Source organism: Pseudomonas sp. P105, from assembly GCF_032614175.1.
Classification (GTDB): domain Bacteria; phylum Pseudomonadota; class Gammaproteobacteria; order Pseudomonadales; family Pseudomonadaceae; genus Aquipseudomonas; species Aquipseudomonas rhizophila.
This window is the reverse complement of record NZ_CP126693.1, coordinates 5,305,944-5,319,230: the sequence shown is the minus strand read 5'-3', so window position 1 is coordinate 5,319,230 and position 13,287 is coordinate 5,305,944. Positions and strand designations below refer to the sequence as shown.

The window sequence follows — 13,287 nt, the reverse complement described above, 5'->3', positions numbered from 1 at the left end:
ACCAGATTTCCCGTATAAAAATAAATAGTGGAAGTAGATTTAAATGCAAGAAACCAAGCCGACTCGCGTCCGCTATTTGATCCTGCTCATGCTGTTTCTGGTGACAACGATCAACTATGCCGACCGCGCAACCATCGCTATCGCCGGCTCCAGCCTGCAGAAAGACCTCGGCATCGATGCCGTTACCCTCGGTTATATCTTCTCCGCCTTCGGCTGGGCCTACGTGGCCGGGCAGATCCCGGGCGGCTGGCTGCTTGACCGGTTCGGGTCGAAAAAAATCTATGCCTTGAGCATTTTTACCTGGTCGCTGTTCACCGTGCTGCAAGGCTATGTCGGTGAATTCGGTGTCTCCACCGCCGTGGTGGCGCTGTTCATGCTGCGTTTTCTGGTGGGGCTGGCCGAGGCGCCTTCCTTCCCGGGTAACGCCCGCATCGTCGCGGCCTGGTTCCCCACCGCTGAACGCGGCACCGCTTCGGCGATTTTCAACTCCGCCCAGTATTTCGCCACGGTGTTGTTTGCGCCGCTGATGGGTTGGATCGTCTACCGCTTTGGCTGGCAGCACGTGTTCATCGTGATGGGCGTGGTCGGTATCGTGTTCTCGCTGGTCTGGCTGAAGGTTATCCACAGCCCGCGTCAGCACCCGATGATCAATGAGGCCGAGTTCAATCACATCGCCGCCAACGGCGCGATGGTCGACATGGACCAGGACAAGGGCAGGGGTAAGAAGACCGACGGTCCGAAGTGGGATTACATCCGCCAACTGCTGACCAACCGCATGATGCTCGGCGTGTACCTGGGCCAATACTGCATCAACGGCATCACCTACTTCTTCCTGACCTGGTTCCCGGTGTACCTGGTGCAGGAACGCGGCATGACCATCCTCAAGGCTGGTTTCATCGCCTCCTTGCCGGCGATCTGCGGCTTCATCGGTGGCGTGCTAGGCGGGGTGATTTCCGACTACCTGCTGCGCAAGGGCCACTCGCTGACCTTCGCTCGCAAGGCGCCGATCATCGCCGGCCTGCTGGTGTCCAGCAGCATCGTGGCGTGCAACTACGTGGACATCGAATGGATGGTGGTGGGCTTCATGGCCTTGGCCTTCTTCGGTAAAGGCGTAGGCGCACTGGGTTGGGCCGTGGTGTCCGACACTTCGCCAAAACAGATCGCCGGTCTGAGTGGCGGCCTGTTCAACACCTTCGGCAACCTGGCATCGATCACCACGCCGATCGTCATCGGCTACATCATCAGCTCCACCGGTTCGTTCAAATGGGCGCTGGTGTTCGTGGGCTGCAACGCGCTGATGGCGGTGTTCAGTTACCTGGTGATCGTCGGGCCGATCAAGCGTGTCGTGCTCAAAGAGCCCGCGGCCCGGGATGATCAACTTTCCAGCCTGTCTGAAGCGAAATCCTGAAGGAGCGATGTCGATGCAACTGATTGAACATGCCGATTCGCCCCGTTACATCCGCCTGAATGAGCGGGACAACGTGGTCATTGTGGTGAACGACCAGGGCGTGCCAGCCGGGACTGAGTTCCCGGATGGCCTGGTCACCGTGGACTTTGTACCGCAGAGCCACAAGGTAACCCTGGAAGATATTCCCGAGGGCGGCGAGGTGATTCGCTACGGCCAGGTCATTGGCTACGCATTGCAACCGATCCCCCGTGGCAGTTGGGTCAAGGAAGACCAACTGCGCATGCCCACCGCACCGCCGCTGGACAGCCTGCCGCTGTCCACCGACGTGCCGGCGGCCGATGCGCCGTTGCAAGGTTACACCTTCGAAGGCTATCGCAACGCCGACGGTACCGTGGGCACGCGCAACATCCTGGGCATAACCACCACGGTGCAGTGCGTGACCGGGGTGCTGGACCATGCGGTCAAGCGCATCAAGGACGAATTGCTGCCCAAGTACCCGAACGTCGATGACGTGGTGGCGCTGACTCACAGCTACGGCTGCGGTGTGGCGATCACCGCCACCGACGCGTACATCCCGATCCGCACCGTGCGCAATCTGGCACGCAACCCGAACCTGGGTGGCGAAGCGCTGGTGATCAGCCTGGGCTGCGAGAAATTGCAGGCCGGGCAGGTGATGCATGAGAACGACAGCTCGGTGGACCTCAGCGAGCCATGGCTGTATCGCTTGCAGGATTCCAGTCACGGTTTCACCGAAATGATCGAGCAGATCATGGAACTGGCCGAAACCCGGCTGAAGAAGCTCGATCTGCGCCGCCGCGAAACCGTGCCGGCCTCGGAGCTGATCCTGGGCATGCAGTGCGGCGGCAGCGATGCGTTTTCCGGCATCACCGCCAACCCGGCCCTGGGCTATGCCTCGGACCTGCTGCTGCGGGCCGGGGCGACGGTGATGTTTTCCGAAGTCACCGAAGTGCGCGATGCGATCTACCTGCTGACCTCCCGGGCGCAAACCCGGGAAGTCGCCCAGGAGCTGGTACGCGAGATGGACTGGTACGACCGTTACCTGGCCAAGGGCGAGGCCGATCGCAGTGCCAACACCACGCCGGGCAACAAGAAGGGCGGGCTGTCGAACATCGTCGAAAAATCCCTGGGCTCGATCGTCAAGTCCGGCAGCAGTGCAATCAACGGCGTTCTGGGTCCGGGCGAGCGCTTTAAGCAAAAGGGCCTGATCTTCTGCGCGACACCGGCCAGTGATTTTGTCTGCGGCACCTTGCAACTGGCGGCGGGGATGAACCTGCATGTCTTCACCACCGGCCGTGGCACGCCGTACGGCTTGGCCATGGCGCCGGTCGTAAAGGTCTCGACCCGCACCGAACTGGCCCAGCGCTGGCCGGACCTGATCGACATCGACGCCGGCCGGATCGCCACCGGGCGCGCCTCCATCGAGGAACTGGGCTGGGAACTGTTCCATTACTACCTGGACGTGGCCAGCGGCAAGAAACAGACCTGGGCCGAGCGGCACAAGCTGTACAACGACATCACCTTGTTCAACCCGGCGCCGATTACTTGATGATTTCGTGATCGCTGGAGATCCAGTGTGGGAGCGAGCTTGCTCGCGATGACGGCGGTACATTCAGCATTTATGCAAGCTGACACACCGCTATCGCGAGCAAGCTCGCTCCCACAGGGGTTTGTGGTGAATATGGATTTTGTGTTCACCCAGGAACAAATGTGGGAGCGAGCCTGCTCGCGATAGCGGTCTACCAGACGCCAGTGTCGTTAGTGGCTATCATTAGCCACCTAACGACACCCTTCTCAAGGTCCCCGGCATGCTGGCAATTTTCCTCGAAACCCTGAACATCACCGCGCCGGTGTTTGCCATGTTGTTTCTGGGGACGTTGCTCAAGCGCATCTATTGGATCAACGACAACTTCATCCACATGGCCTCGTCCCTGGTGTTCAACGTCACCATGCCGGCGCTGTTGTTCCTCGGCATCCTGCATGCCGATCTCCACGCGGCATTGCAGCCGGACCTGTTGATCTATTTCTCCATTGCCACCCTGGTGTGCTTTGCCGTGGCCTGGGGCTGGGCGATCTGGCGTTGCCCGCGTGAGGACCGTGGCATCTATACCCAGGGCGCCTTTCGCGGCAATAACGGCGTGATCGGCCTGGCACTGGCGGCGAGCATGTATGGCGACTACGGGATTTCCCTGGGGTCGATACTCGCGGCCCTGGTGATCCTGTTCTACAACACCCTGTCGACCATCGTGCTGGCGGTCTACAGCCCAGTGATCAAGTCCGACCCCTGGAGCATCTGCAAAAGCGTGGTCAGCAACCCGCTGATCATCAGTGTGGTCGTAGCCGCGCCGTTGGCCTATTGGCAGATAGGCCTGCCGAACTGGTTCGAAACCTCGGCCAAATACCTTGCCCAGATGACCTTGCCCCTGGCGTTGATCTGCATCGGCGGCACGCTGTCGCTGGCGGCGCTGCGCAAAAGCGGCAAGATGGCCCTGAGTTCGAGTCTGGTGAAAATGATCGGCCTGCCCCTGCTGGCCACCCTCGGCGCCTGGCTCTGGGGTTTTCGTGGGGCGGAGCTGGGAATTCTGTTCCTGTACTTTGGCAGCCCCACCGCCGCCGCCAGTTACGTCATGGCCCGCGCGGCCGATGGCAACCATGAACTGGCCGCGGCGATCATCGTCATCACCACGTTGATGGCGGCAATTACCACCAACTTGGGGATTTTTGTGCTGCAGTGGGGTGGGTGGATCTAGGTTCTGGGTTGTGGTGTTCTTGAGGGCCCATCGCGAGCAGGTTCGCTCCCACATTAGATGGGCGGTGTACACAAGTTTCCAGTCCGCCTGCGATCCCTGTGGGAGCGAGCCTGCTCGCGATAGCGATCTAACAGTCACTCAGATTTCTGATAACTATCGATCACTTCCTGCGCCGCCCTGAATGCATCAATCGCCGCCGGCACCCCCGCATACACCGCGCAATGCAGCAACGCCTCGCGAATCTCTTCCACTGTACAGCCGTTGTTCAAGGCCCCGCGCACGTGGCCTTTCAATTCCTGCGGGCATTTGAGAGCGGTGAGGGCGGCGAGGGTGATCAGGCTGCGGGTTTTGAGCGGCAGGCCTTCGCGGCTCCAAACGCTGCCCCAGGCGTGCTCGTTGACGAAGTCCTGCAGCGGCTGGGTGAATTCGGTGGCGTTGCCCAAGGCACGGTCGACGAACGCGTCGCCCATCACCTGGCGGCGCATGTCCAGGCCGGTCTTTGGAGTGTCGGTCATGGCAAATCCCTCTTGTGGTGTTGACGGCGCCAGGCGCGCAAGGAGCTGAACAGCAAAAACGCGAGCAGGGCCGGCAGCACATAGAACAGCATCAGTCGTTCCAGTTGGCCGGCCAGAGGCATGCCGGTAGTGAACGACACCACATGCAGCCCATAGGCCAGGTACAAGCCCAAAAACAGCAGACCTTCGGCGCGGGTGACGCGGTAGCCGGAATAAAACACCGGCAGGCACAGTACCGCCACGCCGAGCATCACCGGCAGGTCGAAATCCAGAGCATTGGGGGACACCGAAAGCGGCGAGGGCGCGGCGAGGGCCGTCACCCCCAGCACGCCCAGCAGGTTGAACAGGTTGCTGCCGATCACGTTGCCCACGGCAATGTCTCGCTGGCCCCGCAGGGCGGCGATCAGCGAGGTGGCCAGTTCCGGCAGCGAGGTGCTGACGGCGACGATGGTCAGGCCGATGATGCGTTCCGACAGCCCCAGGTCCGTCGCCACTTCCACCGCCGCGCCCAACAGCAAGTGCCCGGCGAAAATCAGCATCGCCAGGCCCACGACCATCATCGACAGGCTTTTGGGCCATGACACTTGCGCCACGTCCACGCCCATCCCATGCGGTCGCCCCGAATGCCGCGACTGGCGCAGCAACAGGCCCAGGTACACCGCCAGGGCCATCAACAGCAACGCGCCGTCCAGTTGCGTCAGTTCCTCGTTCCAGGCCAGCACGAACACCAGCAGGCTGGCGCCGATCATCAGCGGGATGTCCAGGCGCACCAGTTGACGCGAGACGCGCAACGGAATGATCAGGGCCGACAACCCGAGGGTGACGAGGATGTTGAAGATGCTGCTGCCGATCACGCTGCCCACGGCGATGTCGGCGTTCTGCGCCAGGGTCGCTTGCAGGCTGACGGCCATTTGCGGGGCGCTGCTGCCAAAGGCGACCACGGTCAGGCCGATGATCAGCGGACGCACCTGCAAACGTGCCGCCAGGCCCACGGCGGCGCGCACCAGCAGCTCGGCACCAGCGATCAGCAACAGCAGGCCACCGAACAGCTCAATCAGGCTCAGCAGCGGGATGGCATTGAGTAGGGAAATGTCCGGGCTCCGTCTATCAATCGTCGAGGGCTTGCACACGCACCCGTGCGGTGCCGCTGCGTAGCATGCCCAGTTGCTCGGCGGCAGCGCGGGATACATCGATCAGGCGGCCACGAGTGTAGGGGCCACGGTCGTTGATGCGGACCACGACACTGTCGTTGTTTTTCAGGTTGGTGACTTTCACCCGAGTGCCGAACGGCAACTGGCGATGGGCGGCGGTCAGGCCATGCTGGTTGAAGCGCTCGCCGCTGGCGGTGCGCTTGCCATGGTGCCTGGCACCGTAATAAGAGGCGACGCCGGTCTGGTCATAGCCGTGTGGATCGACCGTCCCGCTCTGGCTGGCACAACCGGCCAGCAGGGACAGCAGGGCGCAGGCGGCGAGGAGACGCTTCATGTTGGGGTTTCCCACATCAATGTGGTTGTGGAATGCATTGTGGCGAGGGAGCTTGCCCCCGCTGGGGCGCGAAGCGGCCCCCATTTCCGCTGCCGGATTTGGGGGCTGCTGCGCAGCCCAGCGGGAGCAAGCTCCCTCGCCACAGGGGAATGAGCCAGATGCAGGTACTGGCTCCATGGCAATCAGCCCTCGAGCTTGCTTTTAAGCAGTTCGTTGACCTGTTGCGGGTTGGCCTTGCCCTTGGAGGCTTTCATGGCCTGGCCGACGAAGAAACCGAACATCTTGCCGCGCTTGGCTTCGTCTGCCGCACGGTATTGCTCGACTTGCTCGGCGTTGGCCGCGAGCATTTCATCGAGTACGGCGCTGATCGCACCGGTGTCGGTGACTTGCTTCAAGCCGCGCTTCTCAATGATCTCATCAGCGCTGCCTTCACCATTGGCCATGGCTTCGAAGACCATTTTGGCGATCTTGCCGGAAATGGTGTTGTCCTTGATCCGCAACAGCATGCCGCCCAGTTGCTCGGCCGATACCGGCGACTGGTCGATCTCCAGGCCCTGCTTGTTCAGCAGGCTGCCCAACTCGACCATCACCCAGTTGGCCGCCAGCTTGGCGTCGCCGCCGATGCTCACGACTTTTTCGAAGTAATCGGCCTGTTCGCGGCTGGTGGCCAGGACGTTGGCGTCATAGCTCGACAGCCCGAACTGCGCCTGGAAGCGCTCGCGTTTCTGGGGTGGCAGTTCCGGCAAGGTGGCACGTACGTCATTGAGGAACGAGTCCTCGATCACCACGGGCAGCAGGTCCGGGTCGGGGAAGTAACGGTAGTCGTTGGCTTCCTCTTTACTGCGCATCGGACGGGTTTCGTCCTTGTTCGGGTCGTACAGGCGAGTCTGCTGGATGACCTTGCCGCCGTCCTCGATCAGTTCGATCTGGCGCTGGATCTCGCTGTTGATCGCTTTCTCGATGAAGCGGAACGAGTTGACGTTCTTGATCTCGCAGCGGGTGCCGAATTCAACCTGGCCCTTGGGCCGGATCGACACGTTGCAGTCGCAACGCAGCGAGCCTTCGGCCATGTTGCCGTCGCAAATGCCCAGGTAGCGCACCAGCGCGTGGATCGCCTTGACGTAGGCTACGGCTTCCTTGGCACTGCGCATGTCCGGTTCAGAGACGATTTCCAGCAACGGCGTGCCGGCACGGTTCAGGTCGATGCCGGTGGCACCGTTGAATTCTTCGTGCAGGCTCTTGCCGGCGTCTTCTTCCAGGTGCGCACGGGTGATGCCGACGCGCTTGACCGTACCGTCTTCCAGGGCGATGTCCAGGTGGCCCTTGCCGACAATCGGCAATTCCATCTGGCTGATCTGGTAGCCCTTGGGCAGGTCCGGGTAGAAGTAGTTCTTGCGGGCGAATACGTTGTGCTGGCCAATCTCGGCGTCAATCGCCAGACCGAACATCACCGCCATGCGCACGGCTTCGGCGTTGAGCACCGGCAGCACGCCGGGCATGCCCAGGTCGACCAGGCTGGCCTGGGTGTTGGGCTCGGAGCCGAACGTGGTGGAGCTACCGGAAAAGATTTTCGACCGGGTGGTGAGCTGGGTATGAATCTCCAGCCCGATCACGACTTCCCATTGCATGTGTTTCTCCTCAGAAGCCGGTTGGGGTGCGGGTGTGCCAGTCAGTGTTCAACTGATACTGGTGCGCCACATTGAGCAGGCGGCCTTCCTGGAAGTACGGTGCGAGCAACTGCACGCCCACCGGCAGGCCATCGACGAAACCGGCCGGCATGGACAGGCCCGGCAGGCCAGCGAGGTTGGCGGTGATGGTGTAGACGTCTTCCAGGTACTCAGCGACCGGGTCGCTGCTCTTGGCGCCGAGTTTCCAGGCCGGGTTCGGCGTGGTCGGGCCAAGGATGATGTCGACCTCGTTGAAGGCGGCCATGAAGTCGTTCTTCACCAGGCGACGGATTTTCTGCGCCTTGAGGTAGTAGGCATCGTAGTAGCCGGCGGACAGCGCGTAGGCACCGACCATGATCCGGCGCTGCACTTCGGCGCCGAAGCCTTCGCCACGGGAGCGCTTGTACAGGTCCATCAGGTTGTCCGGATTTTCGCAGCGATAGCCGAAGCGCACGCCGTCGAAACGCGACAGGTTCGAGGACGCTTCCGCCGGGGCGATCACGTAGTACGCCGGAATCGCGTGCTGCATGTTCGGCAGGCTGATTGGCTTGATCACCGCGCCGAGCTTCTCCAGCGCCTTGATGCTGTTGTGGGTCAGCTCGGCGATGCGCGGGTCCAGGCCGGCGCTGAAATATTCCTTCGGCACGCCGATGCGCAGGCCCTGCAACGAGCCGTTGAGGCTGGCGCTGTAGTCCGGCACCGGTTCATCGATGCTGGTGGAGTCGTTCGGATCGAAGCCAGCCATGCCTTGCAGCAGGATCGCGCAGTCTTCGGCGGTGCGGGCCAGCGGGCCGCCCTGGTCGAGGCTGGAGGCGTAGGCGATCATGCCCCAGCGCGATACGCGGCCATAGGTCGGCTTGAGGCCCGTGAGGTTGGTAAACGCCGCCGGTTGGCGAATCGAACCGCCAGTGTCGGTGGCGGTGGCGGCCGGCAGCAGGCGCGCGGCCACGGCGGCGGCGGAACCACCGGACGAGCCACCCGGTACGTGTTCCAGGTTCCACGGGTTTTTCACTGCGCCGTAGTAGCTCGACTCGTTGGCCGAACCCATGGCGAATTCGTCCATGTTGGTCTTGCCCAGGGTCACGGCGCCGGCTGCGGCCAGTTTGGCGACCACGGTGGCATCGTACGGGGCCTTGAAGTTGTCGAGCATCTTCGAGCCGCAACTGGTGCGGATGCCCTGGGTGCAGAACAGATCCTTGTGGGCAATCGGTGCGCCGAGTAGGGCGCCGCTCTCACCGTTGGCGCGACGGGCGTCGGCGGCCTTGGCCTGGCTCAGGGCCAGTTCTTCGGTGAGGCTGATGAAGCTGTTGAGCTGCGGGTCGAGCTGGGCGATGCGCGCCAGCAGGGCCTGGGTCAGCTCTTCGGAAGAAAACTTTTTATCGGCGAGTCCGCGGGCGATCTCGGCCAGGGTCATGTGATGCATGAGAGGCTCTTTCCCTTTAGTCGATGACTTTCGGAACCAGGTACAGGCCGTTTTCGACCGCTGGTGCGATGGACTGGTAGGCCTCGCGGTGATTGGACTCGGTCACGACGTCGGCGCGCAGGCGCTGGCTGGCTTCCAGTGGGTGGGCCAGGGGTTCGATGCCGTCGGTGTTGACCGCCTGCATCTCGTCGACCAGCCCCAGAATGCTGTTCAGGGCAGAAGTAATGTGTGGAAGATCGGCTTCATCGAGGCCCAGACAGGCCAGGTGAGCGATTTTTTCCACGTCGGAGCGTTCAAGCGCCATGGGATTCTCCAGTGGAAAACAAAACGGACGCAATCTGTCCGTGTGTTAGATTGTCGGAACACTACCGCATTTCTACGGTCCAGTGCCCTGTATCACAAATACTGTTCCTTTTTGACGGCCTCTATTGTCGTCAACAAAGGAACGTATCTGTGAAACAGGGCATTGGCCGCGATTTCGGGGTTTGGTGCACAGAAAAGCGGCCAATTTAACATATTGGCGCCTTGCCCAAAATCCCTGTCGTTGTTAGAGTTTGCCGCACTTTTTTACCCACGCGTTGCCTAGGGTCCCTTTCCCATGTTCAAGAAACTGCGTGGCATGTTTTCCAGCGATCTTTCCATTGACCTGGGCACTGCCAACACCCTTATTTACGTGCGCGAGCGCGGTATCGTCCTGAATGAACCCTCGGTAGTGGCCATCCGCACCCATGGTAACCAGAAGAGTGTCGTGGCTGTCGGTACCGAAGCCAAGCGCATGCTGGGCCGTACTCCGGGCAACATTGCAGCCATTCGCCCCATGAAGGACGGCGTGATCGCCGACTTCAGCGTCTGCGAAAAGATGCTGCAGTACTTCATCAACAAAGTTCACGAAAACAGTTTCCTGCAGCCCAGCCCTCGCGTGCTGATCTGCGTGCCCTGCAAGTCCACCCAGGTGGAGCGTCGTGCCATCCGTGAGTCGGCCCTTGGCGCCGGTGCCCGTGAAGTGTTCCTGATCGAAGAACCGATGGCCGCTGCCATCGGTGCCGGCCTGCCGGTCGAAGAGGCCCGTGGTTCGATGGTCGTCGACATCGGTGGTGGTACCACTGAAATCGCCTTGATCTCCCTCAACGGTGTGGTCTACGCCGAGTCCGTACGTGTGGGCGGCGACCGTTTCGACGAAGCGATCATCACCTACGTGCGCCGCAACTACGGCAGCCTGATCGGCGAATCCACCGCCGAGCGCATCAAGCAGGAAATCGGCACGGCCTATCCGGGCGGCGAAGTACGTGAAGTCGACGTTCGCGGCCGTAACCTGGCTGAAGGCGTTCCACGTGCCTTCACCCTCAACTCCAACGAAGTGCTCGAAGCACTGCAAGAGTCGCTGGCGACCATCGTGCAGGCGGTCAAGAGTGCTCTGGAGCAGTCGCCGCCGGAACTGGCGTCGGACATCGCCGAGCGCGGCCTGGTGCTGACCGGTGGTGGCGCGCTGCTGCGTGACCTCGACAAGCTGCTGGCCCAGGAAACCGGCTTGCCGGTGATCGTTGCCGAAGACCCGCTGACTTGCGTTGCCCGTGGCGGTGGCCGTGCATTGGAAATGATGGACAAGCACACCATGGATCTGCTCTCCAGCGAATAAGCCCGCCTGGATGGTCTATGTTGTTCGCTCCCCGGGCAGCACTTTGCAGTGCTGCCCGTTGACGTTTATCTTCTGTCATTCGTATCCAGGCCGGTTTGATGCCGTATGAATAAAGAAAACATTTGCCTGGGAGGAGCGGCTTATTAAACCGCTTTTCGCCAAAGGCCCCTCATTGGGTGTGCGCCTGCTGGTGCTGACCGTGCTGTCGGTCGCGCTGATGGTGGTCGATGCCCGTTTCACGCTGCTCAAGCCAGTGCGCAGTCAGATGTCGCTGGTATTGATGGAATCCTACTGGATCACCGATTTGCCGCAGCGCTTGTGGCAGGGTGTGGCCAGCCAGTTTGGCAGCCGGACCGAGCTGGTGGCCGAAAACGAAAAACTCAAGACCGAGAACCTGCTGTTGCAGGGACGCATGCAGAAGCTGGCGGCCCTCACCGAGCAAAACGTGCGGCTGCGCGAGCTGCTCAATTCCTCGGCGCTGGTCAACGAGAAGGTCGAAGTGGCCGAGTTGATCGGCATGGACCCCAATCCCTTTACCCACCGCATCATCATCAACAAGGGTGAGCGCGACGGTGTTGTCCTCGGCCAGCCGGTACTCGATGCTCGCGGCCTGATGGGGCAGGTGGTGGAGTTGATGCCCTACACCTCTCGCGTGCTGTTGCTGACCGATACCACCCACAGCATTCCCGTGCAGGTCAACCGCAACGGCTTGCGGGCGATTGCCAGCGGCACCGGTAATCCGGAGCGCCTGGAGCTGCGGCACGTCGCAGACACCGCCGACATCAAGGAAGGCGACCTGCTGGTCAGTTCCGGTCTCGGTCAGCGATTCCCGGCCGGGTATCCGGTGGCGACGGTCAAGGAGGTCATACACGACTCAGGTCAGCCGTTCGCCATCGTGCGTGCGGTGCCAACGGCTGCGCTGAATCGCAGCCGATACCTGCTGCTGGTATTCAGCGACAACCGCACCCCGGAAGAGCGCGCCAACGACGCCGCCGTGGCCCAGGAGGCCGAGGACCGGCAGAACAGCGACTCGACCGCGACCCCGGTTACCCCGGCGACAGCCCCGGCACCTGCCCCGGCTGCAACGACCCCGGCGCCAACGCCAGCGACCGCTCCGGCTGCTACGCCGGCCACCCAAGCACCGGCGACTCAGCCCGCAAGGCCCGCGGCCAAACCGCCTGTCTCCACGCCGGCCACCGCGCCAGCCACCAGGGGAGCACGAGAATAATGAGCAGTACACATTCCGGTAACGGCTGGATGGTCTGGCTGACGTTCGCCATCGGCCTGTTGCTCAGCGTTTCGCCGCTGCCACAATTCATGGAAATCCTGCGCCCGCTGTGGCTGGCGCTGCTGCTGGCATTCTGGGCACTGGCGCTGCCGCACAAGGTCGGCATGGTCACCGCCTGGTGCCTGGGGCTGGCCGAAGACGTGCTTTATGGCACGTTGCTGGGGCAGAACGCGTTGATCCTGACGCTGATCACGTTCCTGGTGTTATCGCTGCAACAACGCCTGCGGATGTTCCCCATGTGGCAGCAGTGCCTGGTGATCCTGGTGATTTTCGGCCTGGCGCAGCTGGTGCAACTGTGGCTCAGCGCGCTGACCGGCAATCGCCAGCCGACCCTGGCGCTGGTGTTGCCGGCACTGGTCAGTGCCTTGCTCTGGCCGTGGGTCAGCTTCGGTTTGCGTGGCTTGCGCCTGCGTTTCAAAATCAACTGATTCGGTCAGGCATTGGCCCGCACCTTGAGAGGGAGATGTCTTGATGAAACCGCTTTACCTCGCCTCGGGCTCGCCGCGTCGGCGTGAGTTGCTCACGCAGATCGGTGTGCCATTCACCGCCGTCAGCGCAGACATCGACGAAACTCCCCTGGATGACGAAACCCCTTCGGCCTATGTCGAACGTCTGGCGCGCGGCAAGGCCGAGGCCGGGCGACGTGCTTTGCCCGCAGGCGTGGACGGCTGCGTGCTGGGTGCCGACACCGCCGTGGTGCTGGACGGGCGGATTCTGGGCAAGCCGCTGGATCAGGCCGACTCGATGGCGATGCTCTTGAGCCTGTCCGATCGTGACCATGAGGTGCTGACCGCCATTGCGATACTGGACGGGCAACGTTGTGAATCCCGTGTGGTGCGCAGCCGGGTCAGCTTTCGCTCCATCACTGAGCAACAAGCGCTAGCCTATTGGAACAGCGGTGAGCCCCGGGACAAGGCCGGCGGCTATGGTATTCAGGGCTTGGGGGCGGTATTCGTCGCCGGACTTGAAGGCAGCTATTCAGCCGTGGTCGGCCTGCCGTTGTGCGAAACCTCGGAGCTGTTGGGCCATTTCGGCATACCCTGTTGGCAAACCCTGAGCGCGCGCTGAGCGCCGTCTGACTTGATGCGGCCATTATC

Annotated in this window: 13 protein-coding genes; 7 read left to right on the top strand and 6 right to left on the bottom strand. The window is 62.0% G+C overall.

The features are described from left to right. Positions 1-43: 43 nt before the first annotated feature. From QOM08_RS23900 to QOM08_RS23890, 3 genes are all read left to right on the top strand, one after another. Positions 44-1,408 (top strand): MFS transporter, encoded by a 1,365-nt coding sequence (locus QOM08_RS23900; RefSeq protein ID WP_047228688.1) that lies wholly within the window; start codon positions 44-46, stop codon positions 1,406-1,408. 13 nt (positions 1,409-1,421) lie between these two features. Further along, positions 1,422-2,975 carry a galactarate dehydratase gene (gene garD / locus QOM08_RS23895; RefSeq protein WP_188250977.1) on the top strand — a complete coding sequence of 518 codons (1,554 nt, stop codon included), beginning with the start codon at positions 1,422-1,424 and terminating at the stop codon, positions 2,973-2,975. Between the two features lie 259 nt (positions 2,976-3,234). Next, positions 3,235-4,176 (top strand): AEC family transporter, encoded by a 942-nt coding sequence (locus tag QOM08_RS23890; RefSeq protein ID WP_047228686.1) that lies wholly within the window; start codon positions 3,235-3,237, stop codon positions 4,174-4,176. A gap of 134 nt (positions 4,177-4,310) precedes the next feature. Here QOM08_RS23890 and QOM08_RS23885 read toward each other — a convergent pair whose 3' ends face one another. From QOM08_RS23885 to gatC, 6 genes are all read right to left on the bottom strand, one after another. Then, positions 4,311-4,691, bottom strand: a complete 381-nt coding sequence (locus QOM08_RS23885; protein WP_076383558.1) for a carboxymuconolactone decarboxylase family protein — start codon at positions 4,689-4,691, stop codon at positions 4,311-4,313. After that, positions 4,688-5,749 (bottom strand): calcium/sodium antiporter, encoded by a 1,062-nt coding sequence (locus QOM08_RS23880; RefSeq protein WP_047228693.1) that lies wholly within the window; start codon positions 5,747-5,749, stop codon positions 4,688-4,690. The genes QOM08_RS23885 and QOM08_RS23880 overlap by 4 nt, the downstream gene beginning before the upstream one ends. Positions 5,750-5,798: 49 nt before the next feature. Beyond that, positions 5,799-6,176, bottom strand: a complete 378-nt coding sequence (locus QOM08_RS23875) for a septal ring lytic transglycosylase RlpA family protein (RefSeq protein ID WP_076383559.1) — start codon at positions 6,174-6,176, stop codon at positions 5,799-5,801. 182 nt (positions 6,177-6,358) lie between these two features. Continuing rightward, the gene (gatB, locus tag QOM08_RS23870; protein WP_047228683.1) at positions 6,359-7,804 is read right to left on the bottom strand and encodes an Asp-tRNA(Asn)/Glu-tRNA(Gln) amidotransferase subunit GatB; all 1,446 of its coding nucleotides are present in this window, start codon (positions 7,802-7,804) and stop codon (positions 6,359-6,361) included. 10 nt (positions 7,805-7,814) lie between these two features. Continuing rightward, the gene (gene gatA, locus QOM08_RS23865) at positions 7,815-9,266 is read right to left on the bottom strand and encodes an Asp-tRNA(Asn)/Glu-tRNA(Gln) amidotransferase subunit GatA (protein WP_047228682.1); all 1,452 of its coding nucleotides are present in this window, start codon (positions 9,264-9,266) and stop codon (positions 7,815-7,817) included. Positions 9,267-9,282: 16 nt separating this feature from the next. Continuing rightward, the gene (gene gatC, locus QOM08_RS23860) at positions 9,283-9,570 is read right to left on the bottom strand and encodes an Asp-tRNA(Asn)/Glu-tRNA(Gln) amidotransferase subunit GatC (protein WP_047228681.1); all 288 of its coding nucleotides are present in this window, start codon (positions 9,568-9,570) and stop codon (positions 9,283-9,285) included. 294 nt (positions 9,571-9,864) lie between these two features. On the opposite strand from gatC, the gene mreB reads away from it, so the two are divergent. The 4 genes from mreB (at position 9,865) to QOM08_RS23840 (ending at position 13,258) form a co-directional block, all read left to right on the top strand. After that, positions 9,865-10,902, top strand: a complete 1,038-nt coding sequence (gene mreB, locus QOM08_RS23855; RefSeq protein ID WP_002555108.1) for a rod shape-determining protein MreB — start codon at positions 9,865-9,867, stop codon at positions 10,900-10,902. Positions 10,903-11,044: 142 nt separating this feature from the next. Continuing rightward, positions 11,045-12,130, top strand: coding sequence for a rod shape-determining protein MreC (mreC, locus tag QOM08_RS23850; RefSeq protein WP_188251022.1), 1,086 nt, complete (start codon positions 11,045-11,047; stop codon positions 12,128-12,130). Continuing rightward, on the top strand, positions 12,130-12,618 hold the full coding sequence (gene mreD, locus QOM08_RS23845) for a rod shape-determining protein MreD (protein WP_047228679.1): 489 nt from the start codon (positions 12,130-12,132) through the stop codon (positions 12,616-12,618). Before mreC ends, mreD begins: the two co-directional genes overlap by 1 nt. 43 nt (positions 12,619-12,661) lie before the next feature. After that, a complete protein-coding gene (locus tag QOM08_RS23840) occupies positions 12,662-13,258 on the top strand; it encodes a Maf family protein (RefSeq protein WP_139049144.1) in 597 nt (198 codons plus the stop codon). The last annotated feature ends 29 nt before the right edge of the window (positions 13,259-13,287 follow it).